Here is a 24,608-nt window from a genome sequence, read left to right as displayed (position 1 = left end):
TGTAACAACCTGCGGAATTTTAACGCAGGTTCACTTGTAAGGTAAGAGGAGGAAAACTTACAATGTCTGATTTCCAGAATAACAATAGCGTGGCTGTAGCCGCACGGACTACCGCCAATAGAGATGCAGTAACTCTTGATAGTTATTACAGATGGGTAGCGGAAGGCAAGGTTTTTGAGGCCGGTCAGTCGCTACAGTCTACAGGACTTGACTCTCAGGCTGAAACTGCCTTGACTCCTGATGATGTCAAGGCATCATTCGCTCTGGTTGCCCCCAGTTCTTCGAGCAAGATTATAGTCCCCATTCTGTTCAAGGTCATGTTTGAAGGTGATGGCGGTGCGGCTCCTGATTCATGGTTAATCTTTACCCGTTCTTCGGGTGCTATGGGCGTGTCACTGGCGGTTACTGGTACTGATGTCAATGCCAAGAATTGCCTGTATGCTACCAACCCGACCAAAGCGGCTCCGCAAGCTTCGATTGTCAAGGGTGTGGCTACTACGTTCCTTGTTACCGTGTCGGCTCTGGATACAGCTAACGACTGTGTTCTGTACCACATGGCTCTTATGGCTGACGCATCCTGCACTACTGCCGGTCTGGGTATCACCGCTAAAGGTCTCTACCAGGAATACAACTTCATTAAAGAAGGGTTCCCCCGCTATATGACCTCTGGTGCGGCCATGATTTACTACGTGAGTGCTGCATCCAGTGATGCTGTGTTCCATCCCTACATTCAGTGGGCGGAATTAGACCCGGCTGACGTACTGTAAATCATAGAAGAAAGGCACGGTAGTTAATGATAGAAATACTAGAAAAAGCAGACCATCAAAAAGCTAAGGAAATTAGTGACCAGATAGAAAAAACCATAAGGGATTTTCGCACTTCTTTCCAATGCCAAAAATGCGGTAAATGCTGTGAAGAAGGGGTGGGTGTTGCGCTGTGGGCGCATGAGTTCCAGGCACTAAAGAAGCTGGACAAGCATATCTACAAGCATATTACTACGATTGGCAACTGGTATGCGCTGAAACTACCGTGCCACTTCTACAACAAAAGAAAACATAAATGTTCTATCTATGATAAGCGTCCTATCGCTTGCCGGATGTACCCGTTAGGCATTAGACCTGATGCGAGTACAAAGATTTCAGAGCAATGCCCGGCAACTAAGCTGATGACCAAGGAGGTATAGCGTGGAAAAAATACGTTGGTACATTGATGGTAATATCTCGCGCACAAAAGTACAGGTAGGAGGGACATATAAACTACAGGAGGATTTTGAACCTTCCAAAGTGGAAATGTCAGTACGTATCCCGGGTAAAGGGAATATCCCTACCGAAATAGACATACTGTGTGACGGGGTAAGCATCTTCAATACTAGACCATCCATTAACAATTACGATACAGAGAAAACATGGACAACCATACCCATGAATACTCTGAGGGCTGGTTCTACTTTAAGGCTCGATATAACTCAAACATCCAATGACGATTCCTGTCACGACCTGACGGTAGAACTTATATCCAATTGAATATAAGGTACGTCTGAATCCTGGAGGGGGAGTACCGGAAAATCTCCCCCTCATTTTATTTGAATATAACTATACTCCTCTAATAAAAGCGAGTGCTGGACTTAGATGGGTAGCACAGGAGGATATTAAAATGGCGACTGAAATTAAATTAGCAAGTAAATTTGGCAAGCCTACTCTGGCTTCGGCCAATAACGGCAAGGCGATGTGGATTAGGGGTTCTACTTCACCTTTGGACCAGAAAGGTTCTAGTGGCTGGCTAGCGGAACTGTACGGCGGTGTGCAGACTGGTGATGATTGGGCTAGAATCAATATCCCAGTCAACGAAATGCTAGTTACCCAACTAAAGACGGTTGAATGGTCTTATTATATGACCAATGAAGAAACAATGGGTGTCGGTATGGTTATTTGGGTTCACAATCCTACCGACTTTGACAAGAGGGCTGAAATTACTCAACTGGGTTCTACGGTTGAAAAGGCTGCGGGTTGGGATGCCAGCGAGTTCACTTCGGCTACATCGGGGATGTTCTACTATGGCGAGAATACCACTGGTACAGCTTTAGTCGCTGGCACACAATATACATGGGCGCAGTTTCAGGCTGATGCGCTGTTTAAGTCATGGACGATTTACCGGATAACCTTTGACTATGGATGGGAGGCATCCGGTACTTTTGAATCGGCTTATGTCGCTGACATTAAAATTAATAATGAGCAGATTGAACTAAAGCCTTTTCCTGTTAATCACAGAAAGACAGTTCTAGCTACTAAGACTATCGTTGATGGGGCTCATTCTGCCGATGATGTGGTTTGTGAAGATGCCGACAATACCGAGGGTACGGATTGGGACTTTGACTTTAGTGGAACGGGATATATCACCAAGGCAATAATAACCTGCGCCAAAACTGCCTTAACTTCGCTTACAGAACTACAGCTTTACAGCGCACCCCCGACTTGTGAATTAGATGATAATGCTGCCGGGGTATGTCCAGTAGCTGCCGATATACCTTACTTTATTGGTTCAATAAACTTTCCGGCCATGAAGGATGTAGGCACAGGACAGTCATTTGCAGTCACGGTAGCAGGTGAAGGTTGCGGTCTCCCAATGGCCTTTGACTCACCTAAACTATACGGGGTACTCATTGATAAAACCGGCACAGATTGGGATGCTTCTTTAATGTCCATTCTACTGACTGCCGATATGGATGACTAGCCATGCAGAAATTACTTAAAAAACCATATATGCAATGTGGTTCGTTAGTCAAATTCCATCCTGATGCTTCAACTGTCCTGTGGTTGCCAGGTCAGAATGATGCCTACTCATCTGTTATCCGTGATTTCTCCGGTAATGCCAATCACGGCACAATCACCGGGGCATTGTGGACAAGAAACTCTAAAGGCTTGTGGGAACTGAGTTTTGATGGTACGGATGATGTTGTTACAGTTACCAGCCATGCCAGTCTGCAACCGGCCAACATTACAGTTATGGCATGGGTTAATCCCACCACTCTAGCGGCGGCATGGATTGATGAGGTAATCTCCTGCGAGGCGGCCGGGTTTACAGGTTGGGGATTAAGGTTTAGTAGCACTAAATCAAGTTTCTATATTGAAGATGGAGCTTCAGCACCGGAAAAGCAAGGGAATGTCTGTACTGCTGGTAAGTGGATACATCTAACTGGCGTGTATGACGGCTCTGCTGTTTACCTTTACGAAAACGGGGCTTCTGTAGGTGCTGGAACTGCCGCTGCCGGACCAATAGCTTACGCTGCTACTAATGTACAAATAGGCAAAAATCCAGCCGATGCCACCAGAATACTAACAGGGAAAGTAGCCTTGGTCAGAATCTTCAATCGTGCTTTAACCACTACGGAAATAGCTCAACATTACGCACAAGAACGCTCGCTTTTCGGAGTCTAAGTTATGAAGAAATACGAAGGTAAAACTATCCCTAAAATGCAGACCGAGTTTATAACCTTGCCTGATAACGCTTCTGCTAAAGCTAAGAACGTCATTACTAAGTTAGTAGTCCGGTTCAACTTGAAGGAAAAGAACAATGATTAAGTGGGCTGAAGCATATCAGAAAACAGGTGAACTAAATGAGAAGGTAGCGGCGATTGATGTTACCAATGAAGTAGACGGCGGAGATAGTGTCATATCAGAGTTAAAAACTATCTACGGCGATAGTGCTATATACCAATACCATTTCTGCTACCACGATGACGGAAAACCATGTAGTACGGAACCAATACAGTAATCTAATGAATCCGAATCCGAGAGGGGACTAACACTCCCCTCTTTTGTTAGGAGAATATAAATGCTAACACACGCTGAAATATTATCCAGAATAGAAAATAAACTCCGTGATACGGCCAATACCTATTATTCCGATGCCTATATCTCTGAATACATGGGGGCAATTCTAAAGCAAATCTCCTATGCTGTACCTCTCAAGACTACCGAAAGACACCCTTCTGATAGAGCGGTACCAACCAGAGGAACATATACCACTGATGGTACGACCCGCGACATTATCCTCACTGATTGGGACGCTGACGATTTAGTGAAACTAGCCCAGGCTGACGGCGTAGAGTATGCCATTTATGAACTGGATTACGAGCCAAAGTCATTCCGCAACTTCTATCAACGGGGTAAGATAGTCTCTCTTGACCTGAATCTCATACCCGATGCCTCAAAGACTGTCTACGTCTATCCTGACCGTCTGCATATTCTACAAGAAGCTATTGGCACGGCAGATACGGCAGGGGCGGTAAGTACGGCAGGTGCGCTTGCTGCTACCTCATTAGTTGTTAAATCGTTAGGAACCGGCACCGTCAATAAGTACACCAAGCTAACTATCGCCGGAGATACTACCGAGTACATGGTCACAGCTACGGCCACTATAGCGGCTAACGTGGCAACGGTTTCCATTACTCCAGGTTTAGTTGTCGCTGCCGATGTTGATGATGTGGTTACTTTAGCTCTAGCGGATTCTACATTATCCCCGGCATTGGAGGAAGTCTTGATTAAGTGGGTAAGCGGATCACTGATTGAGGACTACGGCATTTATATGTTACCCAGTATGCCGATTGGGGCAAACTGGCAAGCCTACACCCTAAAAGGGCAAAGTCTGGTAGCCGAAGCCAAAGCCGATTTAAGACGCTTACAGATACCTGATAGATACGTTCGTCACTCAAAGGATTAATTATGAGAACACTTTCAGATACTTTAATTTCAGGGCAGAAGAATCCCCGGAATGTTTTAGTTAAGGCCGTACTGACGCATGGGATAACTACCTATACCTACGACCGTACCCGCATTAGCAAAGTAGACCCGCGCGAAGAAGAACCCTTTAGTCATAAAGCCACTATCTACCTGAATAACTCTGATAAGACGTTCACCGATTTGGATTTACAGGGATTCAAAGTAGAGTTGTCCCGTGGTGTTACCACTTCGGCAGGGGACGAATATTCCGCCTGCGCTCCGCTGTGGGTTATGTCCCAGAAATTAAACTCCGCCCCGGGTGTTTTAGATTGTGTTCTGGAATGTGTCGGCATACCGAATTTACTGGCAGAAGAAAAGGCCGAATCGGATTACGAGCCGACCAGTACCGATTTATTAACTGTCAAAGGTATTATCGCTGACCTCTTCGATGGCACGATGACCGCTTTTGCCTCTTATCCCACCTACACCGTGGATTGGGACTCAGAAGATGCCCTGATTGATGTTTACCTACCCAAAGACGGCTTCCGTGTGTATCGTGGGCAGTCACGATTAGCGGCGTTGAGGCGATTACTCGACTATACCGGCTGCGCTGTCAGATTTGGCAATGACGGCCATATACATATATTTGTACCGACTATTGCCGGAACGACCTACGATTACCAGTATGCTCTTGAGATTCAGACCGAAACAGTCCGGCCGAGCGGCGCCGGTGATGAAACCAATATTGATAATCAAGACCCTGCTGCTGATTCTCACTTTGATAAGGTAGACGAAGTAGTTGCGGATGATGCAACGACTAATGTTTACACCCTCTCTGCCTCATGGTTACGTGACTTATATGCTCTGGGAAACAATGTCAGCGGGCAGGGTATTATTAAATACGTCAAGGTGTATGCTCGTGGTTATGCCGGTGGCGTACCTGTGCAACCATCTTTGAAGATTGCTATTAAAACAGGCGGGACGGCCTACGAAAGCGACCCTTTTACACTGACATATGCCACATGGGTAACATACTCTAAAACTTGGGCGACCAACCCGCAGTCAGGGGTAGCATGGACATGGACTGATATTAATAACCTGCAAGCTGGCGTATCACTAATACAGTGCAAGTCTGGCGGCGGTGCTATTACCAAGGTATCCCGTTGTACTCAAGTCTATGTTGAAGTCGCTTATGAGAACCATACCTTCTTTGCCAAAGCCTACCGCAAGCGTCTGGTTATCCCCAATAAGATTGATGTCAAAAGCCAGGCTGATGATACACCGGCGTATGCCGGAACGGCTACCGATACCGATTCCTATAATGCTCTAGGTCAATATATTGTCGAGCCGGTTAACCTAAGGTTAGACAGTAACGTCCAGGCGGCCAGTATCGCTACCGCTATTTTGGGTAAATACCAGATGTTAGCCGAAGCAGGCAGCGGTGAAGTCCCGATTAATGTCGGGGCGGAAGTCTTAGATTACGTCAAGATTTACGATTCCCGCGAAGGTAAGAGCAGAACCGGCAATATCGGCTGGATACACGAGAAGATAAACCTGCAAAAGCAAGAATGGCGCATGACCTTCGGCTTCGGCGGCTGGTACACTTCACGGGGATTACTCAGCCAGTTAGAAAGCGACCCGTCAGGAATAGGCCAGTTCTTTCAAAAGCTGGCAGTCAAAGACCTTTACGTTGAGAATATCAAGGCCACACAAATAGACCTGACTACACTCAGCCAGGATGATATTCAGGACGGAACAACCTTTCAGCGGGTGAAGTCTACCGCCATTGACGCTAACGGCATGGTGATACTCGACCAGGTGGTTACCGGAACTTACAGCTACCTACTGGCAACCGACCTTTCAGCCGGTCATGTGAAGCTATCAGCCACAGTAAAGGATGGTGAATGGTACGACCAGACTGGCGTAGTCTTGGATGCTACTTATGGGGCTAGTATGTACGGCGGTCATGTAGCACTAAGAACCTTTGCTACTTCTACAGCTTACAATACATGGAAAGCACTAGCAAATATTGACGATTTAACAGGGGTACAGTGCTATCTCGGCAGTGATGGTTCTATAGCTGCTATGGCTGGCAAAATCACACTTAATTTATCCGGATTGACTCTTACCAGCACTTCCTCTGGGACTGATAAAAATATCATCTTCAAATACAACACAAGCGTCATGGGATATATTTATCCTTACAATGGCGGTCTGGCCATCCTCGCCAATGACCTGCTGATAGGTAACAACACTAACGGCGGTATCTATATCTATGCCGGCGGTTTAGGTGGCGGTGCTACTGATAACCAGCTTGATTTACGAGCCATCGCCGGAGTCAATATCACGGCAGACGGGGCTAATATTGCCCTAAATGCAGGCAGTTATAGCCTGACTCTACAAGCTGTATCATTTTACGGCAGCGGTTATCTGGGAACTAGCGATGTCCCATGGACTAGAGTCTATGGCACTGCCTTTTATGCTTCGGGCCTGGCTGGTTCTACGACCACAATAGACATTGGTTCCGGTCATCATATCTATGTCAACGGCGGCATTATCACTTCAGTAGATTAAAGGAGATAAATGAATTTACAAGAACGTCTGGAAGCTAAGAAGAAACAGGCTCAGAAGATGGTGGCTAAAATCAATGCGCTGGAATCCCAGAAACAGCAGCTACTCCAGGAAGCGGTCATGCTGAACGGTGAAATCCGGTTACTAACCCAGATGATAGAAGAAGAAAAGAAACCAGAATAAATAGGCGAGGAGATTGCCCACATGAGTAACAACCCGAAATCAGACCACGATATGTTAGTGGAAATGCACTCTATTGTATGTGGCAACGGGAACAAGGGGTTATGCCAGAAGCATGATGAACTGGCGGCAGCTTTTTACAAATTCCGGCTTCAGGTAATCGCCATAGCCTGTATCTCTTTAGGTAGTGGCGGGATGATAGGTTTTGGAGTCGGCAACTTAATAGCCGGTTAATTATTTCTCATGAAATAAACAGACGCATCCCAAGCGTCCAGAAAAGAAGGTGATGTCTTATCGTTACTGAGACTATCCCGGGTGAGTTAAGATTCTTTGCCCGACAGTTACCTACTAATCTCAAGAACCTCAAACTTAGACCTATCTCCGATGTTCATTACGGCAATCCCTTATTCTCCGAGAAAACATTTCTCGATACCTTATCCTATGCCAAAGAGCCTGATACTTACCTTGTTTTAGTTGGCGACCTGTGCGAGTCCGCTCTGAAAACTTCCAAAGGTGAAGTCTATAAACAGGTGGGTACGCCCCAAGACCAGCGGGACTGGATAATATCAACGCTCATGCCGTACAGGGATAAAATACTGGGTATGGTTACGGGCAACCATGAAGCCAGAATTTATAATGACGTTGGGCTGGATATCTCCAAAGACATAGCTGAAGCCTTAAAAGTTCCTTACCGCTCTGAAGGAATATTGCTCAAGATTATGTTTGGCGATGGAAACAATCACGTCAAAGATAAACCCTATGTCTACTGGTGCTATATGACACACGGTTATGGCGGCGCGAGGACTTCCTCCGCTAAAGCCATCAAGGTAGAACGAACTTCAAGCTGGATTCATGCCGACTTCTATATTATGAGCCACGACCACGTAGTTAATGCGGCGCCGGTTGTTTATCTCTACCCCGATAAGAGGGCGCACATTGACCCTGACACTGGCTTTATGACCGGCAAGATAGTAGCGCAGCGCAAGATGTTGATTAAGTCTAACAGTTACGTTAAATGGGGAGGTTACGCGGAAAGAGGTGGCTTTAGTCCCAACGACCTTGAATGTCCGATTATTCATTTAGCAGGAGAGGGCAGACCACGGGTGAGGGTGGAAATTTAATGGCTGACACTGTAACTCAGGTCAGGAATAAGACAGTAGAGCTACTATATCCCCGTTTTCAAGAATGGTTAAAGTCCCAGGGCATGGGCAGTGTTCACGGTCTGCACAGGATACAAAAGTGGTGCGAGTTTATGGACACCACAAGGCAGGTGGACAATGAATCAAATTGCAATGGTTGAATGGACTGACAGCTACTCAGCTTTCGGGTGGCAAGGCACGGACAGTCTGGACGGTATCCGGATAACCAAGATTATATCCATCGGCATTATTAAATTCCGTGAAGAAGACGTGGTGGTTATCCCCACGCAGTCAATTACTAACGGAGATATTCACAGCCCGATTGCTATTCCCAAAGGCTCGATAACCAAAATATCGTATTTGAAGGTGGAAGATGTGCCGGCTAATACTTGATATTCTAAGAGCTTTTAAGGCTAACAAACAGGACGAAAAAGAAGACGTGCCGGTACCACCGGTATCACCGGAACCAACCCCCGCGGATCCGCCGCTGACCTTGCCCTATCCCGAAGAACCACCAGACTACTCCAAGAATATCAACAATGTAGATATTAACAAGGCGCTGGAAAACTGGCTGTCTTCTTATAAAGTACCGGTGCCGTTCTGGGGTTTCTGGACGGAGAAGATAGATATTAAGGTGGACGATACTATCTCTTATCCTGCCGGGACATGGGAGCAGGACGGCATAAGACACCTTGCCTGCCGTCCGGAGTGGCTAAATTCTGGCGTCATCGCCCACGAGCAGGCGCACAATTCCTACGCCTTATTGACTGATGAGGAAAGGATAATGTTCGAGAGTACATTTAACGCGCTGCGGAATAATAACGACCCGTTAATTACCTTACTGCTCCAACAGCACCCCTACGGCACGACCACGCCGGTCGAGGGACACGCTGAATGTTACCGCTACCTGGCGGATAAAATGCCGGAGAGCCTGAAGCAATATTATCCCAAGTTATTTTAAGGAGGTCTTATGAACAATATTGACTGGGGGAAACTACTCACCAGCAAGACATTCTGGGTCAACGTCTTAGCTCTGATAATCTTTGTGGTGCAGGGACTGACCGGAGAGACATGGATTAACCCGGCAATTCAGGCAGCTATTCTCGCTGTATTAAACCTGATACTGCGCTACCTGACTAATGACGCGGTTACCAAAGAGCCGGAAACAAAGTAAGACAACAAATATGTTATCGGGGAGTGGGACTATCCCACTTCCCACCTGTTGTTGTTAGTGGATATTTTGGTAAAAATCTGGTAAGAATATTTTGAGAGAGTATTTTTAGGCAAAAGTACCATGACGAAAACAAGTAGATACGTATTGATTTAAAGTTTATAATTTACTGTGTGCTTACCAGCGATGCATTAAGAGCGTTTATAATATCCCGCAAGGCGAAGGGTTTATCTTCTGAAACTATTCGCTGGTATCAGGATATACTCAAGAACCTTATATTTATGTATCAGGAGTTACCAACAACGCCGGATGCTATAGAGTCTTTTCTTGCCAGTTGCCTATCGGGAGACGAACGAAGACACGGATATTATAGAGCACTGAGAGCCTTTTATCGCTGGTTAAAGAAACGCTACAAAATAGATAACCCATTGGAATTTCTCGACCCGCCGAAACGGGCGCGCAAAAATCCCCACGCTTTAACACCGGACGAGCTGGATCAACTTTTTTCATTTCCTCACAGAGCCAAGGTAAGAGCCTGCTTATTATTTTTAGCTGATACCGGATGCCGTGTTGGTGAATTATTCCACTTGAAACGGGCAGACCTCGACGAGACACCATGGGGCTTTGTCGCTAAAGTCAGGGGTAAAACGGGTGAAAGAGTAGTACCAGTTAGCCCGGAAACTTACCATGCCATGTTAACCAACCTGCCGTTAAATTGGGGTTACTGGTATTTAAGGTATACCATTGGCCAAGCTTTTAAGAACGCTCATGTTCCTGGTACAGCTCATACTTTGAGACATACCTACGGCTCACTTTGGCCGGGTAATGATGACAGTACCCTACAAATGATAATGGGTCATGCCAGTATCCAAACCACCATGAAGTACCGCCATTTAAGGACGCAGGTATTAAGCGAAGCCCACCGCAAGAACACGCCTTTAAAGTATGTCAACCGGACACGGTATTTAGGTGAAGATTTCAAATAGTCTTGTTGGGTAGTATCCCTATTTTACGTATTGGCCGATTGTGTTATAATGTAGTCAAATTGAATAGGGGCGAGTCTCCCGCCGAGGTAGCTCAGTAGGTAGAGCAGCGGACTGAAAATCTTAGTGGGTATATAGTAAAATACTTAGTCCGAAAATAGGTATTAGAACTATTTACTTGTGAGCTATCTGCGACAATAATATAGTATGCGGAGGCTCTTTATGGTGGCAAGAGAACGGAAAGAGATAGATATATCTTATGCCGAGCAACTCTTAGCGCAGTACCCCGACATCAGCCCGGAAAGTCTTGTTAAGAAAATGAAAGAGAAACCAGTAAGACAACCAAAACCGGAACCCCCTGTTGGTGGTATTTGTATTAATCAGGCAAGCCATAAATACGATATACCACAGCAGACACTTTCTCGTTGGGTACAACGTGGACTAATACCTGTTTTAGTGGAAACCCGCAACGAAAAGTATGTTGACGAATCTGTCTTAGCTGAGCGAGTCCGACAATATAAAGCTAATCCAGGTAAAGGAAAGCGCAATTTCGAGAAAACGAGAGCTACAGTGAGAAACAGCGAGTTGTGTAAATATGTAATGGGCTAACTTACACTACTTCGGTACTAGCGTAACTTAGTCTATTTGCAAACATACACAAGTTAGACTATACTACTCCTAACTGAATCTACAGTGTGGGGGTAGTAGAAGTGAAGAATCTCAGGGAATCTAAGCCTGCCGGAATATTAAACGGTAGGCTTTATTCGTTTAAGCGGAGCTCTGCATTTACAGCCCACACCTGTATTTGCATCTCCGCTTATTCATTTAGAAAAGGAGTGTGGAAACAATGGTAACTAACACTATGCCGCGAAGGGAATACGTGGAACTCTTGTTAAAGCCTTGTCCTAATCAGGCTAACCACGTTTCAGCATGGCCGGGTTATGGCCGGATCCCTTGCCCTCACTGTGGCAAGAAGTACGTCCACAAGGAAACTAAATGAAAGGGCAACCATGTCCGGTCAATAAACCTAATCCTTGTCAGGAATCTTCGGGGTGTCCCAACTGTAACATCTGGCATGAATACATCCAGGGATTAATCAATAAAGGAGAAAAGTAAGTGAAAAGGTTAATTATCATCTGCAAACCAAAGGACTTAAAAAAGGAAACCGCTATAGCTTGGAAGATTGGAACTACCCGACCCATAGAACCACTGGAATCTTGTGATTTTGGAGTTAACTAAGATGAAACTTCAAGAAGCAGTAAAGGTATATCAGGAGTGCCATAGCAAGGGTAAAGATGATTGTGATACCTGCCCGATAAACCAACGCGATTATCCGCATCAATTAACAACCTGCAACTATCTTAGCATGGCTGAAGGAATCGCACGGAAAATCAATACAGTCTGTAATCAGGTGGATTGTCAGGAACGGAATAACAAAAACGCCTGCGGTGATTGTGTCGAGGGACATCTGTATCAATTACCGGATGCGCCGGAAAGAGGGGACAGGTAGTGACCCTCACCATTCGCCGTACCAGAGCGTTTGTAGAGTCCAACTGTAAAGGTTGTAGCCAGTGTGATAAGAGAGCCATGTTGAGCGGGAAGTATTGCTGTACATCGGCTACAGAGCCAAAGGTTAAAGGTAAAGTCTGTCTAACGAGAAAGGAGAGGAACAGTGCAAATAGTTAAGGTCAAATACATTATTGACCAGAGTACCAAAAAGCAAAGTTTCAGTGAATATTCTTACTTCTCCCTGGAACCCCTGCAGGTAGGGGATGAGGTTGTCGTTCCGGTCAAGGACACCACCGGTCGGGCAGTGGTAACTGCTATTGATGTACCGCAGGCGGAAATACAGCCCTTCATCAACAAGGTCAAGACTATTCCGGCGGGGTCAAAGGTACAGCCGGCCATACCGGAGGGTAAGTCCTGTGATGAAAGTTGGAAGGAGATTAAGCCACTTGGCTCGCTCACCGATACTCGCACAGCAGCCGAAAAGAAAGCGGATGCTACACCACTGGAATCCACGCCGTCAGGTCGTGACATTAACGCCTGGCGTACTGGGGAGGAAGAAGTAAGACAAGAATCGGAAGAGGAACAAGAACCAGATAATTTGCCTCCTGAATATCCTGTTTGCACCTGTGGTATGTGTCCTAAATTGCCACTCAATCAGATTATAACCGGGGCGTTCCACGATACCAATCCCGATAAGCGCATACCCCAGCGGGAATTATGCCAGTGGCATCGGGGGCATGGAATTGAAGGCTTGCATTACAACATTGCTGAATTGCAAAGGATGGGAACAACCGAGGGAATTGGCCCAGTTAGAATTATTAACAAAACAGTTTTATCCGAAGCCTTCGCCGAGGTTAATAAAACCACCGCAGTAATCAAAGTAGGTCCCGAACATGACCCGGCAGTTATCGCCTTATCCGCTGATGCGCGCCGTATTCGGGACTATGCGGTAGCCCGGATGATTGTTGGCGACGCCGACCTGAAACCGGCGACCGATGACCTGTCAGTCATCGCCAAGATTAAGAAGGCATTAACCGAAAAGAAGGCTGATTATCTCAAGCCTATCAAAGCCCATGTGGACGCGGTCAATGCTGCCTTCTCTTCCATCATGTCACCACTGGAGGAAGCCGATCAGGTAACCCGGCAGAAAGTGCTGGCATACAACGCTGCAGTCGCGAAGCGGCAATCGGAGGCCGAAGAAATCAACCGTAAGAAAGCGGAGCTCGCCCGGCAGGAAGCCCAATTCAACGGTACCGGCGAGATAACTATTGATACTACTCCGGTGGTAGCGCCTGCTCCAGTGTCCAGGGTCAAGACGGACATGGGAACTACCAGCACTTTTAAGGTAACCAAGTGGGAAGTGGTGGACTTCGCCGCTGTCCCTGACCAATACAAAATTATTGATGCCGCAAAGGTTACCAAACTGGTCAAGGCGGGTGGCAGTATACCGGGTATTTGTGTCTATGAAGAAGAATCATTAAGAGTAACGGCGAGATAAAGGAGAAAGATAAAAGTGAACGAAAGAAGCGTAGTAATCAGCGGGAACCATCAAGCCATGACCTTGCCCGATGAGCAGTCCTTCAGGAACGGCATCGAGGCGGTCAACAAATTCCAGAAGCTGGTACACGCCTGCATGGTGCCGAACCATGATTATGGCGTTATCCCGGGAACCAACAAGCCCACCCTGCTCAAGCCCGGCGCTGAGAAGATAGCCAAGCTCTTGGGGCTGGCTGATACCTATGAAGTGGTAGAGAAGATTGAGGACTGGAATAAACCCTTCTTTTCCTACCTGATTAAATGCCGTCTGGTCAGTGTCAGAGACGGCGTGGTTATCTCTGAAGGTCTGGGCGAATGCAACTCCTATGAGTCGAAGTACCGTTATCGCTGGGTAGGTGATAGGGATTTACCTCCTGATGCCGATATATCCAAGCTGGCACGTCAGGAACGCAAGAGCAAGTCCGGCGGGCATTGGACTGTCTACCGTCTGGACAATGAGGATATCTTCAGCCAGGTCAACACCCTGCTCAAGATGGCGAAGAAGAGAGCCTTAGTAGATGCTTCTCTGTCTGCCGGCAGATTGTCCGATGTCTTTACCCAGGACATTGAAGATATTGGCGACAGGCCGGTAGTGGTAGACGATGAAACACCGGAGACTACGCCGGAACCTAAACCGACTACCAAGCTCTGCACTATCCACAACGTAGAGATGCGGGAGTTCAACAAAGAGGGGCGGAAGTGGTGGTCGCATAAACTGGACAATGGGGACTGGTGTAATGGTGCAGAAATCAGGGCACCTAGAAGCAAATCAAAGGCACAGGAAACAGAGTCCGATGTCAAGGTCGAAGAAGCTAAAGATACCCTGTGGCCTAAAGGATAGGTTTCACTGAGGGGAGCTAACCACTCCCCTTTATTAACACAATCTAATTCGCCAAAAGTACTAAAGGAGGATACGAATGGAACTCAAGACAGAAGCACGGGGAATTCAGAAGCTGCAGGTCAAAGCAAAGGTGGTGGAGGATAAGGACGAAGAGGGAGAAGTTATCGGCGCTCATGTGGTCACCACAGTTACCTTTGAAGTGAACTGTGAGCCGGGTAAATTTGACGGACTTCTATTGGCAGTGGCTAATGAGCATCCGGTCAATGCCTTCTTCGATAGCCCGCAGCTGGCACTGAATATTCCTGATACCGAGAAGTAAATCCGAAACGGCCTTTTGGCCGTCTGCCAAATTAAGGTACTGATGAGGATTAGGAATGAAACCTTACTACCATGATAACTTACGCACAGTCTACAACAAGTCCTGTACAGATATGTCGGAGCTGCCGGATGGGTCAATACAGATGTGCGTAACTTCGCCGCCTTATTGGGGATTAAGAAAATACTCCGGTAATCAGGAATTAATTTGGGGCAGCACTAATCACCATGAGCATGAGTGGGGAGCTGAAATAATTCACAAAAAAGGATATGCCGGAGACAAGTCAACTTTAGTTGGAACGCAAACGGCTGATATTACTAAAGAAGCTAATTCACAAGGCCAATACTGTCAAGTCTGTAATGCTTGGCGTGGTGCTTACGGATTAGAGCCAACACCTGAGTTATATGTCCAGCATACCATTGAAATACTAAGAGAGATTAGACGGGTACTGAGAAAAGACGGTGTGGTGTTTTGGAACGTAGGGGACACTTACTTTGGTTCAGGGCAAGGATATGGGGATACTAAAACAACTAATAAAAACCATACCGGAAGTAGGGAACGGCAAAAACCCGTCTGGAATAGTAGTGTTCTAAAACCCAAAGACCTTTGCCTTATCCCATTTAGAGTAGCAATCGCCGCGCAGGAAGATGGCTGGTGGGTCAGGTCTGTAATTATCTGGAATAAACCGAATCCGATGCCGGAATCGGTCAAGGACAGGCCAACAGAAGCGCATGAGTATATTCTGATGCTCACTAAATCAGCCAGATACTATTGGGATATGGAAGCGGTTAGAGAACCTATCCAACAAACAACACTTAATGATATCCGTTTTGGAACCAGAGTGATAAACGGTGGTAGATACACAGAATTGAACGAGACAGATAATAGTATTAACCAATCATTCTTCTCAGCTAATCCAAATGGTCGTAATCTCCGTTCTGTATGGGATTTTCCTACTCAGCCATACCGTGAAGCACACTTTGCTACTTTCCCTGAGAAGTTACCTGAGATATGTATTAAGGCAGCCAGTAAAGAGTGCGACTTAGTTCTGGACCCGTTTGCTGGAAGTGGCACTACTCTATTTGTAGCTTCTAAGTTATCAAGACGGTCTGTTGGTTATGAGCTATCAACGGAATACTGCGACCTGATAATTGAACGTAATAAACAACAAGTTATGGAGTTATCTAAATGAATCTACATTATCTAACAGCAATAAAGGAACTGGCTAATGCAATTAACCTTTGAAAATAAAACCATAGACCAATTAGCCATAGAGCTAATACAGGCTTATGAGCCACCAGAGGGCTATTATTTGGGCTTTAGTGGTGGTAAGGATAGTGTTGTTATCTATGACCTGACTAATCGGTCAGGGGTTAAGTTTCAGGCTTACTACAATGTATCACCGATAGACCCACCACAGATAAGAGACTTTATCAAAGCGAATTATCCCGAAGTGATTTGGGAGAACCACGCTAAGAACTTCTGGAATGTCCATGTAATGAGAAACGGGCTACCCATGCGTAATGCTCGCTGGTGTTGTCGGATTATTAAAGAATGTGGTGGCGAAGGCAGAACAAAAATACTAGGTATGCGTGGTGCTGAATCTGATAAGCGTAAAGGTTATAAATGTTTTCAGGAACAACACGGTAACGGTGGTGGATATTGGCTTTTACCGATTCACAAGTGGCAGGATTCCGATGTATGGCAGTACATCTATGAACGTAAACTGGAAGTTTGTCAGCTTTACTCCGAGGGCTTCACCCGCATCGGTTGTGTCTTGTGTCCCTACGCTGGTAAGGATGAAATAAAACTGTCTGTTTCAAAGTTTCCCAAAATAGTCCGTCTATGGCAACTTGCTTGTGATAACTACATCCAGAAACGCATAGAACGTGGTACGCCAATAACCCAAAAGACAGGTGAAGAATTATTTAACTGGTGGATAAAACGATGAAGTTATTATGGCTAACAGCAATAAAGCCCGTCAATCTAGACTTATCCTTTCTGGAATTTAAGAAGCCGGAAGCTATCAACCTTGATAAGTTAGAAATTAGAGTCCCCTATGGGAATGAACCTTATTACAGACTCACTTATCTGGGTAAAAGCACACAGTCCGATTGTATTAAGGAAGGGATAATTACCCTCTTATTTGATGCTGGGGTGGTTACTTCTTCTGACCCTGACAAGATACTCAAACAGATAAAAGATATGCCAGGGGAGAACGGTAAGAAGCTGATTAGAAGCGTGTTAGAAGGAACAACTTGTCAAGAGGTTGCAAATACGAATGAGTAACTTTATGACCACTGGACGTGTCAAGAGATGACCTTTAACCATGCTTGCCCGAAATGTCACGGTGATTTGTTTCCGGCAGAGGACGAATTCCGGAAGCCTATTTATTCCTGTCTGCAATGCGGCAAGCAGGTAGCTATCGGAGAAATCCAGAAGATACTTTTATCCAGAAAGAAGGAGGAACGCAGAAGAAAAATGGAGACTGTAACCAATCAGATACCACCGAAACCGGAGGGAACACACAACCTCGCCAAATATTACGAGGCCAACAAACAAACTATCATCAGCGATTTGAACACTCTGGGATTACACCAAACAGTGTTGAAATGGGGATTCTCCGGCTCTGGCTTTTGGCTTATGCGGAAGCGCTGGGGTGTAGTGCCGACTATCAAACCTGTTGTATCTACTGGAAAGGGAAAACTTGAATTACCGGTTACCGATAAACCGGTAAAACAGGAAAAGCCCATTACCCCACAGGATGTAATACCGCCGGTTAAGCCAGTCGTGATTGACGGCATTCAATTTGTTGTCCTGAAGGCAGAGATGCCGAAGTTCCCGGAGTGGAACGATAACTGGTACTCCGACATGAAAATGAAGTGGCTGGAATGCTACGCCCAGATTATGAGCAGCCAGAGGGTGACTGCCTAATGGGTAAAACAAAAATAGAGTGGTGTACTCACACCATGAATCCAATTAAAGGCAAATGCCCGATGGCCTGTTCCTACTGCTATGCCAGAAGGATGTACGACCGTTTCCATTGGAATCCTGCTATCCGGGAGGATGTGAGTGTCTACGATATGCTGGATTCCTGCAAAGCTGGCAGTAAAATATTTGTCGGCTCAACAATGGAATTATTTGGAGAATGGGTAACACCATTAATGCGCTCCAATATGTTCCATGTTTGCGAGTTATACCCTGACTTAACCTTCATCTTTCTCACAAAACAACCCCAGAACCTGCCAATTGCCTTCGATGATAACTGCTGGGTGGGAGTGAGCTGCACTAATCGTCAGATGTGGATAGATGCTCAAAGACATCTCTCAAAGGTGCAGGCTAAGGTTAAATTCTATTCGTTTGAACCTTTGCTCGGTGATGTGGTCGGTCAAATGGAAACTGCTTATTTCAGGTTGGCTCTTGAAAATGCTGGTATCAATTGGGTAATCATCGGCCAGCAAACGCCGGATAAACCAGAGACAACGCCGAAACTTGAATGGATACAAAGGATTGTCGAGGCCTGCGATGATGGCAAGATACCCGTCTTCTTGAAGAATAATCTGGAATATTTAATTCGAGGCGTTGATTTCAGTAGGCAGTTACGTCAGCAATTTCCAGAGGTCAAGAGTTAATGCCCGATACTCCGGTACCACCCAGGCCGGTCAAGCCCTGCTGGGCTTGTGGCTCGACCGAGTTCTGGCTCAGGACTGCTTACGGCGCGCCGGCCTGGGTGTGCAGTATTTGTCACGAAAACCCCAACGAGGAAAAGAAGTGATTGATCTGGCTACTTGCGCTCATCCGCTATTCGCTCAGGGGGGGTATATGTACCTCACGTGCTGGGACGCTGCGCTTGTGGCCGGATTACGAGACTGCGGTCATGCTGGGGCTGTCACAAATTGATGTGCTATGAATGTCTGTCTGAACACACTATTAAAGGCGAATTGAAGAAGAAGTGATATCGGATTACGAAAGAGTCAAGGATATTATCCTGGGTCACCGCGGTAAGCAGAACGCGATTACCGGCGCCGCTATCGCTTCTTCTATCGGGCATCGGGACGACAGGGTTATCCGTGAAATCATCCGGGAACTTATTGCCGGTGGCTGGCCGATTGCCGCATCAGTCAAGGGCCAACAGGGCTACTTTTTATGTGAGACTTTGCTTGAAGCGCAGGAATACCAGGACTCACTGAAGAGCAGGTTAATCCACGATGCTTTAAGACGCAGGGATTTTAAGAGAGCTTTCCACCGGCAGCTGGCCGGAGCTACCCAGAAGAGAATGTTGTAGGAAGTGAATGTATGCCAAACCGGATTATTAAAGAGAGCATTTGTACCAGTGAAAACATTGACAATCTTAGCGCAGAGGCCGAGACATTGTTCTACCGCATAATGGTCAACTGTGATGACTACGGCAGAATGGAAGCCGGTCCCAAGATATTACGCTCTCGGTGCTATCCTTTGCGGATTGACCGGATTACTGATGATGATATAAAGGCCTGGCTGATTGAACTTATTGAAGCTAATTTAATTATTCATTACCAGGTCGACAATAAGGCATACCTTGCACTTGCTACATGGGAGAAACACCAGCAGATACGTGCAAAGCGTAGCAAATTCCCAGCACCTGATGGCAACATAAGCTCACCTGATAACACTTGCAAGCAAATGATAGCAAATGATAGCAAATGTCCCCGTAATCCAATCCAATCCAATCCGAATCCTAATCCAATCCATGCGGAAGGGGCTGCTGCTGATAAGAATTTATCCGAAATAACTAAAATTTACGAAAACAATATCGGGATGATTAATCCCATGACCGCCGAGGCATTGAAAACTCTGTCAAGTGAGTATTCTGCCGAATGGTTCGGAGCTGCCGCGCAGGAGGCTTGTGACCATAACGCCCGGCGATTGAGCTACATCAAGTCTATTTTGGAACGCTGGAAGGTCGAAGGATTCAAGTCTAAAAGAGAGTTTCTACACCCTATAAAAAAGCGTCCCGGCCAATTGCCCACTGAAGCGGAACTTGAAGCACAAGCGAGAAAGGAGGGTTTATTGTGATTAGCAACTTGCCTTTAGACATGGAGATTAAATTAAGAGCGTCACGGATACCGGAGGCAACCTTCGACACCATGAGATTAGAACACTTTGAGGCCTGCGGCGAAAACGAAGATGCTCTAAAAGCGGTGCAGGAATTTACGGCCGGGAAGTTGGAGCGGCCAATGCTTCTGCTTTACGGCGGGCCGGGACTCGGTAAAACTCACTTAGCCATGTCGGTAGCCTGGATGCGGATTTTGGAAGGCAAGACCGCTTTATACTGGCAGGTGCCCGACTTGCTCGATGCTTTAAGAGAGGGTTACAAAGTTGAAGACCGGCTGCGTCCCGGGGAAATCAGCATGGGCAGTTACTCTTACATCATGGGGACGGCAAAGAACTATCACACGCTGGTACTGGACGACATGGGGATGCAGAAGGGCACCGACTGGGCTATAGAGCGGTTAGACTCTATTGTCGATTACAGGTACATCAACCGCAAGGAAACCATCATCACTACCAACACGCTGGATATACCGGAGCGGACAAAGGATCGCTGCAAGGACGGCCGGGTAGTGTTACTGAGGGGCAAAAGCTACCGGGGTTCGAAGAAATGACCAGCGGGAAATATAAAGACAGCAAAGAGGTACCAATCCGGGAGGAGAAAGGCGAGCCGTGCCCGTACTCCAAGAATGTGACGCTGTGTACCTGGGGCAAATGTGATGACTGCCCGACATACCGCAGCTGGGCGGGTAGAGTCAAGGCGCATCTGGCGGGCAAAAAGAAGGTAGTCAATATTGCAGGGCAGAATTACGTCAGGATAGGAAAAAAGGAGGCAAAGAATGAGTGAAATACTTTTGAGTGATGAGGAGAATAATATGAAATTTCAAAAGAAACCAGTGGTAATTGAGGCTATTCAGTGGACAGGAGCAAATCTGGGCGAAATCAGAGTATTCATGTCTCCCAATTATCCTAGATGCCCTGATTGGGAGTCGGAGAAAAAGAATGTCAGTTTATTCATTGATACTCTTGAAGGGACACATGAAGCAAAACAGGGCGACTGGATAATCAAAGGTGTCAAAGGTGAATTTTATCCCTGCAAGCCTGACATATTCGCTATGACTTACGAGCCGGCCAAACTTCTCTCTGTGGATATGGGGACAGTGAGAGAGGAGATAATCAAGCTATTCAAACCTTATAAGCAAATAACTGAAACTGATTTATATATAGCAAGGGCAACTTACACACACTATGACATTCAAGAGGCAGGACTTCCGATAGTTATTGACCGGATCCTCTCTCTCATCCAGCCACTACTAGCACAGGCTGAACAACAAGCCTTTTTAGATTGTGATTCCTGCTGGCGGGAGAATATGAAAGAAACTTTATCTGAAGCCCGACAAGAGGGCAGACAAGAGGTGATTGAGAAGATTAAGGCTGAATTTGGTTTATATTGGAGTTTAGATGTTCAAGAGGCCGTTACTTACATCAAGATACCCAAAAAGGAATATGTGAGAATTTTGAAGTCTCTGGAAGGATAGATATGCCAACAATAGCAGGTATGCCCGTAAGTGAAGATACAGCCCGCGCCAATCCTGATTTAGTGGATGGTGGTAAGGTAACAGTCAGTAAGTACCACAATAAGCGGACTACTCTTGACGGGATGACGTTTGACAGTGGTGCAGAAGCAAAGCGGGCCCGGGAACTTCTGTTACTGCACCAGGCTAAAAAGATATTTGCCTTAGCGTTTCAGGTGGCTTTCCCAGTAGCAAAAGACATAATTTATGTTGCTGATTTCGTGTACCTAGACGAGAATCTAAAGCCAGTCATCGAGGACTGTAAAGGGGTCAAGACTAAAGAATATAAAATCAAGGCTAAACTATTCAAGGAAAAGTATGGTTTGGAGATTACAGAATGTTAAAAGACCTTAAATGCACCGAATACAACTGTTTTCATGTTAGTAAAAATGAGACAGAGTACAAAGCACATGAAGCGTGGCACAGGTTACAAAAAGAGCAGAGAGAAAATACAGAAAGAGAGGGGACGGATTAGATGATTAAGATTAAGGGTTCGGTTTCTACTTCATCCGGTAATTATTTTGATTATGAGATTGAAGGATTAACACCTTCGGAGATTGCGGAAAATCTCAAAGAATTAGTAAAGCAGATAAATGCCATTAAAGAGGTGCAGAAATGACACAGGAATGGAGACCAAAGAATTGGCGATTACCTGATTTAACCCCTGAGTGTGATGGTATGGGATTTTATAAGCAGGGCTATGAAGCCGGAGCTTCTGCCATGCTGGAAGCAATACGGAGAAGGGGCATACATGGAAAGATAAACCACATGGAGGGTTCATGGTCACCTGGAACGCACGTCTTTATCCCCGATGATGAGGTGAAAGCCTAATCAGTATTGAGACAGAGTTGGAGTGGATAAAGCGGAGGCTCCAGCAAGTAAAGGGGACAGGTCACGGAGAACTGAGGTTACAGGTCAAAAACGGTATCCTTGTCCGCATTGTGAGAGAAGATAGTGAGACCAGAGAAGAAGCCCACGTAAAAGAATAACAGCCTAGCGGGAGTACCGAGGAGGCGAAAGTAAACCGTCCGAAATTATCGGACAGTTGAAATTGCCTCTTTTTTATTACCCAAAAACGAAATAGAAGGAGAAAGAAATTGACAGATATAAAGGTTGAATATCCATCGGGGTATGTCATTTGTGACACGCTTCCAGAACCGAACTTTTCTATCTCAATGGGTGAAGGTGCTTACTTGGTGTCATTTAATTTCAATGTTACCAGGAATTTTATTAACAAACTCAAGTGGTGGCTATTCTGCAAATTCTTCCCCTTCAAGATTACCCGATGGGATTAGGAGAGTGAGATGAAGCCGGATTTTGCAGAGAGAAATCTAAGCCAGGTATGGGACAGGTTACCGGAGACAACCAGAGCGTGTCTATTGGTCAGGTTCAAATTAAAGCCACCAGGAAAACAACTGCCGCCACTCGAATCAACTGAGGAAGTGGCTGAAATTATGGAGAGCAATAAGGACGTGAAGCGATGATAAGTGAATACTACGCACCCCATGAAATTCACTATACTTGGGAGCAAAATATCTGGTTAATTAAGAACGTCTTGGGTGGTGGCTGGCCGGATGATCCCCGTGAAACGGGATATGTTGGCAGTAACCATCTACCAGGTCAACACGCCCCATTTGAAATGTTTATTATGATTACCGGAGAACTTGAGTTCAGGTTAAAGCGCACCGGTCTAGCGGGTAGATTGCTGGTAACTCAACTTCAGGCCAATATGACGCTGGATTATGATTCGAAGATGGCGCTGGCATACTGTTGCGGGAATCGGCGTAAGCTGCAAAAGTATTCAGAATGGAAAAGAACGGTTGAGTATCGCAGACGTAGTATAATAAGTAGAAAGGAAGTGGCAAATGGATACAAGTAAAGAATATATCTTAATGTGTGAAAAGGCAACGGAGATACAGAAAATACACAGAGTTGATTGGGCTAATTTCCCAATAACATCACACGAGTTTGATTTTGGTGATTATTATGGACTGTTGCAAAATGGTGCTTGGAGTGGACACGCCTATGACGGTGAATCTACATACGGGGCAAACCCTGAAAAAGTTATCTGGATACTACAACAAGACCAGTTACAAGAGATGATGGATTTAAGGGTTTGTTTTACTGAGGTAAATGGCGAAGCTCATTATAGTATATTCCCTGATATAGTGTTGCCAACAACAGTGGTTTATATCTCTATGGAACAGCTCTGGTTAGCGTTTGTAATGAAAGACAAGTACGGGAAGATTTGGAACGGTGAGGAATGGCAAAAGGCTACAAATATGTGTCATTAACCCAAAATCTATTGACAGTTTAGCCTTGTTGTGGTAGTAATACGTAGATACCTAAGAGTCCGCTAAGTAGTTACCTACAGGCGGACTTCTTGGTTTTAAGGGACACCACGTTTTAATGCGTGGTGGTTGCTGAGGACGGACTTTGAGCCGTCCTTCGTCATTTAAGAGGCTGTCAGGGTTATGCTTTCCTCTGGCGTTACTCTCTCCCTCCTTTATAAGGCCCGGGGTTTATTCCTTTCCCCCGGGCCTAACTTAATTATCAGCGTGGGGATAGGTCTTAACTAGCTATTAAGACTGATAAGGGTAAGTGCTCCCTTTACCCTTCCCCTGATTTATTCAAGGGAGAATACATTAAGAGGAGCGTGTATCAATATGGGTAGCCGAACATGGATTAAGGTTTATTGTGATAGGTGGATTAACGGCAGTATCAGGGAAGAAACGCCAGAGCTGCGGTCTATCTGGATAGATTTAATGGCGCTGGTCGGCTCTAACCTGGGAGCTGATAACGGGGAACTCAGACTGGCTCCTGGTATAGGTTACACCGATGAACAAATATCCGCTATCTTAAATATCCCCGTTGAATTATGGCAGAGAGCTAAAAATAGACTAATCGAAACAGAACGTATAACCGTAACACGTAAGAATGAAATAGCTATCCTTAACTGGTCTAAATATCAGTCGGAATATAAGAGACAAAAACACTCTCGTAAATAAAGGTACCCCTTAACAATCCCCCTAAAGAGAT

General features: G+C 45.8%; 31 protein-coding genes. All 31 read left to right on the top strand.

Annotated elements, in window-relative coordinates:
- Positions 1-62 precede the first annotated feature (62 nt).
- The 31 genes from WC639_04840 (at position 63) to WC639_04690 (ending at position 24,577) form a co-directional block, all read left to right on the top strand.
- On the top strand, positions 63-767 hold the full coding sequence (locus tag WC639_04840) for a hypothetical protein (protein ID MFA6307103.1): 705 nt from the start codon (positions 63-65) through the stop codon (positions 765-767).
- Between the two features lie 26 nt (positions 768-793).
- Positions 794-1,183 carry a YkgJ family cysteine cluster protein gene (locus WC639_04835; protein MFA6307102.1) on the top strand — a complete coding sequence of 130 codons (390 nt, stop codon included), beginning with the start codon at positions 794-796 and terminating at the stop codon, positions 1,181-1,183.
- Positions 1,184-1,653: 470 nt separating this feature from the next.
- Entirely contained in the window at positions 1,654-2,730 is a 1,077-nt protein-coding gene (locus WC639_04830; protein ID MFA6307101.1) for a hypothetical protein, read from the top strand.
- Positions 2,731-2,732: 2 nt separating this feature from the next.
- Positions 2,733-3,434: a LamG domain-containing protein gene (locus tag WC639_04825; GenBank protein MFA6307100.1), complete on the top strand. Its 702-nt coding sequence runs from the start codon at positions 2,733-2,735 to the stop codon at positions 3,432-3,434.
- 397 nt (positions 3,435-3,831) lie between these two features.
- Entirely contained in the window at positions 3,832-4,719 is an 888-nt protein-coding gene (locus WC639_04820; protein MFA6307099.1) for a hypothetical protein, read from the top strand.
- A 2-nt stretch (positions 4,720-4,721) separates the two neighbouring features.
- Positions 4,722-7,292, top strand: a complete 2,571-nt coding sequence (locus tag WC639_04815) for a hypothetical protein (protein ID MFA6307098.1) — start codon at positions 4,722-4,724, stop codon at positions 7,290-7,292.
- Positions 7,293-7,301: 9 nt separating this feature from the next.
- Complete coding sequence (locus WC639_04810; GenBank protein ID MFA6307097.1) at positions 7,302-7,472, top strand: hypothetical protein; 171 nt, start codon at positions 7,302-7,304, stop codon at positions 7,470-7,472.
- 527 nt (positions 7,473-7,999) lie between these two features.
- Positions 8,000-8,590 carry a hypothetical protein gene (locus tag WC639_04805; GenBank protein ID MFA6307096.1) on the top strand — a complete coding sequence of 197 codons (591 nt, stop codon included), beginning with the start codon at positions 8,000-8,002 and terminating at the stop codon, positions 8,588-8,590.
- A gap of 156 nt (positions 8,591-8,746) precedes the next feature.
- A complete protein-coding gene (locus tag WC639_04800) occupies positions 8,747-9,001 on the top strand; it encodes a hypothetical protein (GenBank protein ID MFA6307095.1) in 255 nt (84 codons plus the stop codon).
- Positions 8,982-9,569, top strand: a complete 588-nt coding sequence (locus WC639_04795; GenBank protein MFA6307094.1) for a hypothetical protein — start codon at positions 8,982-8,984, stop codon at positions 9,567-9,569. Before WC639_04800 ends, WC639_04795 begins: the two co-directional genes overlap by 20 nt.
- Before the next feature lie 9 nt (positions 9,570-9,578).
- Complete coding sequence (locus WC639_04790) at positions 9,579-9,782, top strand: hypothetical protein (GenBank protein MFA6307093.1); 204 nt, start codon at positions 9,579-9,581, stop codon at positions 9,780-9,782.
- Between the two features lie 584 nt (positions 9,783-10,366).
- Positions 10,367-10,765, top strand: coding sequence for a site-specific integrase (locus tag WC639_04785; protein MFA6307092.1), 399 nt, complete (start codon positions 10,367-10,369; stop codon positions 10,763-10,765).
- Between the two features lie 219 nt (positions 10,766-10,984).
- On the top strand, positions 10,985-11,371 hold the full coding sequence (locus tag WC639_04780) for a helix-turn-helix domain-containing protein (protein MFA6307091.1): 387 nt from the start codon (positions 10,985-10,987) through the stop codon (positions 11,369-11,371).
- A 1,063-nt stretch (positions 11,372-12,434) separates the two neighbouring features.
- Positions 12,435-13,769, top strand: a complete 1,335-nt coding sequence (locus tag WC639_04775) for a hypothetical protein (GenBank protein MFA6307090.1) — start codon at positions 12,435-12,437, stop codon at positions 13,767-13,769.
- Between the two features lie 57 nt (positions 13,770-13,826).
- On the top strand, positions 13,827-14,648 hold the full coding sequence (locus tag WC639_04770; GenBank protein ID MFA6307089.1) for a hypothetical protein: 822 nt from the start codon (positions 13,827-13,829) through the stop codon (positions 14,646-14,648).
- A 76-nt stretch (positions 14,649-14,724) separates the two neighbouring features.
- The gene (locus tag WC639_04765) at positions 14,725-14,967 is read left to right on the top strand and encodes a hypothetical protein (protein MFA6307088.1); all 243 of its coding nucleotides are present in this window, start codon (positions 14,725-14,727) and stop codon (positions 14,965-14,967) included.
- A gap of 55 nt (positions 14,968-15,022) precedes the next feature.
- Positions 15,023-16,156, top strand: a complete 1,134-nt coding sequence (locus WC639_04760; GenBank protein ID MFA6307087.1) for a site-specific DNA-methyltransferase — start codon at positions 15,023-15,025, stop codon at positions 16,154-16,156.
- Between the two features lie 36 nt (positions 16,157-16,192).
- The gene (locus tag WC639_04755) at positions 16,193-16,915 is read left to right on the top strand and encodes a phosphoadenosine phosphosulfate reductase family protein (protein MFA6307086.1); all 723 of its coding nucleotides are present in this window, start codon (positions 16,193-16,195) and stop codon (positions 16,913-16,915) included.
- Positions 16,912-17,253: a hypothetical protein gene (locus WC639_04750; GenBank protein MFA6307085.1), complete on the top strand. Its 342-nt coding sequence runs from the start codon at positions 16,912-16,914 to the stop codon at positions 17,251-17,253. Before WC639_04755 ends, WC639_04750 begins: the two co-directional genes overlap by 4 nt.
- A 27-nt stretch (positions 17,254-17,280) precedes the next feature.
- A complete protein-coding gene (locus tag WC639_04745) occupies positions 17,281-17,898 on the top strand; it encodes a hypothetical protein (protein ID MFA6307084.1) in 618 nt (205 codons plus the stop codon).
- The gene (locus WC639_04740; protein MFA6307083.1) at positions 17,898-18,596 is read left to right on the top strand and encodes a DUF5131 family protein; all 699 of its coding nucleotides are present in this window, start codon (positions 17,898-17,900) and stop codon (positions 18,594-18,596) included. Before WC639_04745 ends, WC639_04740 begins: the two co-directional genes overlap by 1 nt.
- Positions 18,597-18,916: 320 nt before the next feature.
- On the top strand, positions 18,917-19,249 hold the full coding sequence (locus WC639_04735) for a hypothetical protein (GenBank protein MFA6307082.1): 333 nt from the start codon (positions 18,917-18,919) through the stop codon (positions 19,247-19,249).
- An 11-nt stretch (positions 19,250-19,260) separates the two neighbouring features.
- The gene (locus WC639_04730) at positions 19,261-20,019 is read left to right on the top strand and encodes a DnaD domain protein (protein MFA6307081.1); all 759 of its coding nucleotides are present in this window, start codon (positions 19,261-19,263) and stop codon (positions 20,017-20,019) included.
- Positions 20,020-20,039: 20 nt separating this feature from the next.
- Positions 20,040-20,609, top strand: coding sequence for an ATP-binding protein (locus WC639_04725; GenBank protein ID MFA6307080.1), 570 nt, complete (start codon positions 20,040-20,042; stop codon positions 20,607-20,609).
- Entirely contained in the window at positions 20,606-20,842 is a 237-nt protein-coding gene (locus tag WC639_04720; GenBank protein MFA6307079.1) for a hypothetical protein, read from the top strand. Before WC639_04725 ends, WC639_04720 begins: the two co-directional genes overlap by 4 nt.
- Positions 20,835-21,533, top strand: a complete 699-nt coding sequence (locus WC639_04715; protein ID MFA6307078.1) for a hypothetical protein — start codon at positions 20,835-20,837, stop codon at positions 21,531-21,533. Before WC639_04720 ends, WC639_04715 begins: the two co-directional genes overlap by 8 nt.
- Positions 21,534-21,535: 2 nt before the next feature.
- Complete coding sequence (locus tag WC639_04710) at positions 21,536-21,913, top strand: DUF1064 domain-containing protein (protein MFA6307077.1); 378 nt, start codon at positions 21,536-21,538, stop codon at positions 21,911-21,913.
- Positions 21,914-22,044: 131 nt separating this feature from the next.
- Positions 22,045-22,188, top strand: a complete 144-nt coding sequence (locus WC639_04705; protein MFA6307076.1) for a hypothetical protein — start codon at positions 22,045-22,047, stop codon at positions 22,186-22,188.
- Between the two features lie 861 nt (positions 22,189-23,049).
- Entirely contained in the window at positions 23,050-23,448 is a 399-nt protein-coding gene (locus tag WC639_04700; GenBank protein MFA6307075.1) for a hypothetical protein, read from the top strand.
- Positions 23,435-23,863 carry a hypothetical protein gene (locus WC639_04695; GenBank protein ID MFA6307074.1) on the top strand — a complete coding sequence of 143 codons (429 nt, stop codon included), beginning with the start codon at positions 23,435-23,437 and terminating at the stop codon, positions 23,861-23,863. The genes WC639_04700 and WC639_04695 overlap by 14 nt, the downstream gene beginning before the upstream one ends.
- A gap of 372 nt (positions 23,864-24,235) precedes the next feature.
- Positions 24,236-24,577, top strand: coding sequence for a phage replisome organizer N-terminal domain-containing protein (locus WC639_04690; GenBank protein MFA6307073.1), 342 nt, complete (start codon positions 24,236-24,238; stop codon positions 24,575-24,577).
- Positions 24,578-24,608 lie beyond the last annotated feature (31 nt).

It is taken from the genome of Patescibacteria group bacterium (genome assembly GCA_041662965.1).
In the GTDB taxonomy this organism is placed as follows: domain Bacteria; phylum Patescibacteriota; class Patescibacteriia; order Patescibacteriales; family GWC2-42-12; genus JACPHD01.
The sequence above is the reverse complement of the archived record's forward strand: the minus strand, read 5'-3'. Positions and strand labels throughout refer to the sequence as shown.

Excerpts from the sequence above, each read along its gene's own strand:
- WC639_04840 (MFA6307103.1), top strand. The coding sequence starts at position 63 with ATGTCTGATTTCCAGAATAACAATAGCGTGGCTGTAGCCGCACGGACT.
- WC639_04835 (MFA6307102.1), top strand. The coding sequence starts at position 794 with ATGATAGAAATACTAGAAAAAGCAGACCATCAAAAAGCTAAGGAAATT.
- WC639_04830 (MFA6307101.1), top strand. The coding sequence starts at position 1,654 with ATGGCGACTGAAATTAAATTAGCAAGTAAATTTGGCAAGCCTACTCTG.
- WC639_04825 (MFA6307100.1), top strand. The coding sequence starts at position 2,733 with ATGCAGAAATTACTTAAAAAACCATATATGCAATGTGGTTCGTTAGTC.
- WC639_04820 (MFA6307099.1), top strand. The coding sequence starts at position 3,832 with ATGCTAACACACGCTGAAATATTATCCAGAATAGAAAATAAACTCCGT.
- WC639_04815 (MFA6307098.1), top strand. The coding sequence starts at position 4,722 with ATGAGAACACTTTCAGATACTTTAATTTCAGGGCAGAAGAATCCCCGG.
- WC639_04810 (MFA6307097.1), top strand. The coding sequence starts at position 7,302 with ATGAATTTACAAGAACGTCTGGAAGCTAAGAAGAAACAGGCTCAGAAG.
- WC639_04800 (MFA6307095.1), top strand. The coding sequence starts at position 8,747 with ATGAATCAAATTGCAATGGTTGAATGGACTGACAGCTACTCAGCTTTC.
- WC639_04795 (MFA6307094.1), top strand. The coding sequence starts at position 8,982 with ATGTGCCGGCTAATACTTGATATTCTAAGAGCTTTTAAGGCTAACAAA.
- WC639_04790 (MFA6307093.1), top strand. The coding sequence starts at position 9,579 with ATGAACAATATTGACTGGGGGAAACTACTCACCAGCAAGACATTCTGG.
- WC639_04780 (MFA6307091.1), top strand. The coding sequence starts at position 10,985 with ATGGTGGCAAGAGAACGGAAAGAGATAGATATATCTTATGCCGAGCAA.
- WC639_04770 (MFA6307089.1), top strand. The coding sequence starts at position 13,827 with ATGACCTTGCCCGATGAGCAGTCCTTCAGGAACGGCATCGAGGCGGTC.
- WC639_04765 (MFA6307088.1), top strand. The coding sequence starts at position 14,725 with ATGGAACTCAAGACAGAAGCACGGGGAATTCAGAAGCTGCAGGTCAAA.
- WC639_04760 (MFA6307087.1), top strand. The coding sequence starts at position 15,023 with ATGAAACCTTACTACCATGATAACTTACGCACAGTCTACAACAAGTCC.
- WC639_04755 (MFA6307086.1), top strand. The coding sequence starts at position 16,193 with ATGCAATTAACCTTTGAAAATAAAACCATAGACCAATTAGCCATAGAG.
- WC639_04750 (MFA6307085.1), top strand. The coding sequence starts at position 16,912 with ATGAAGTTATTATGGCTAACAGCAATAAAGCCCGTCAATCTAGACTTA.
- WC639_04745 (MFA6307084.1), top strand. The coding sequence starts at position 17,281 with ATGACCTTTAACCATGCTTGCCCGAAATGTCACGGTGATTTGTTTCCG.
- WC639_04740 (MFA6307083.1), top strand. The coding sequence starts at position 17,898 with ATGGGTAAAACAAAAATAGAGTGGTGTACTCACACCATGAATCCAATT.
- WC639_04730 (MFA6307081.1), top strand. The coding sequence starts at position 19,261 with ATGCCAAACCGGATTATTAAAGAGAGCATTTGTACCAGTGAAAACATT.
- WC639_04725 (MFA6307080.1), top strand. The coding sequence starts at position 20,040 with ATGGAGATTAAATTAAGAGCGTCACGGATACCGGAGGCAACCTTCGAC.
- WC639_04720 (MFA6307079.1), top strand. The coding sequence starts at position 20,606 with ATGACCAGCGGGAAATATAAAGACAGCAAAGAGGTACCAATCCGGGAG.
- WC639_04715 (MFA6307078.1), top strand. The coding sequence starts at position 20,835 with ATGAGTGAAATACTTTTGAGTGATGAGGAGAATAATATGAAATTTCAA.
- WC639_04710 (MFA6307077.1), top strand. The coding sequence starts at position 21,536 with ATGCCAACAATAGCAGGTATGCCCGTAAGTGAAGATACAGCCCGCGCC.
- WC639_04705 (MFA6307076.1), top strand. The coding sequence starts at position 22,045 with ATGATTAAGATTAAGGGTTCGGTTTCTACTTCATCCGGTAATTATTTT.
- WC639_04700 (MFA6307075.1), top strand. The coding sequence starts at position 23,050 with ATGATAAGTGAATACTACGCACCCCATGAAATTCACTATACTTGGGAG.
- WC639_04695 (MFA6307074.1), top strand. The coding sequence starts at position 23,435 with ATGGATACAAGTAAAGAATATATCTTAATGTGTGAAAAGGCAACGGAG.
- WC639_04690 (MFA6307073.1), top strand. The coding sequence starts at position 24,236 with ATGGGTAGCCGAACATGGATTAAGGTTTATTGTGATAGGTGGATTAAC.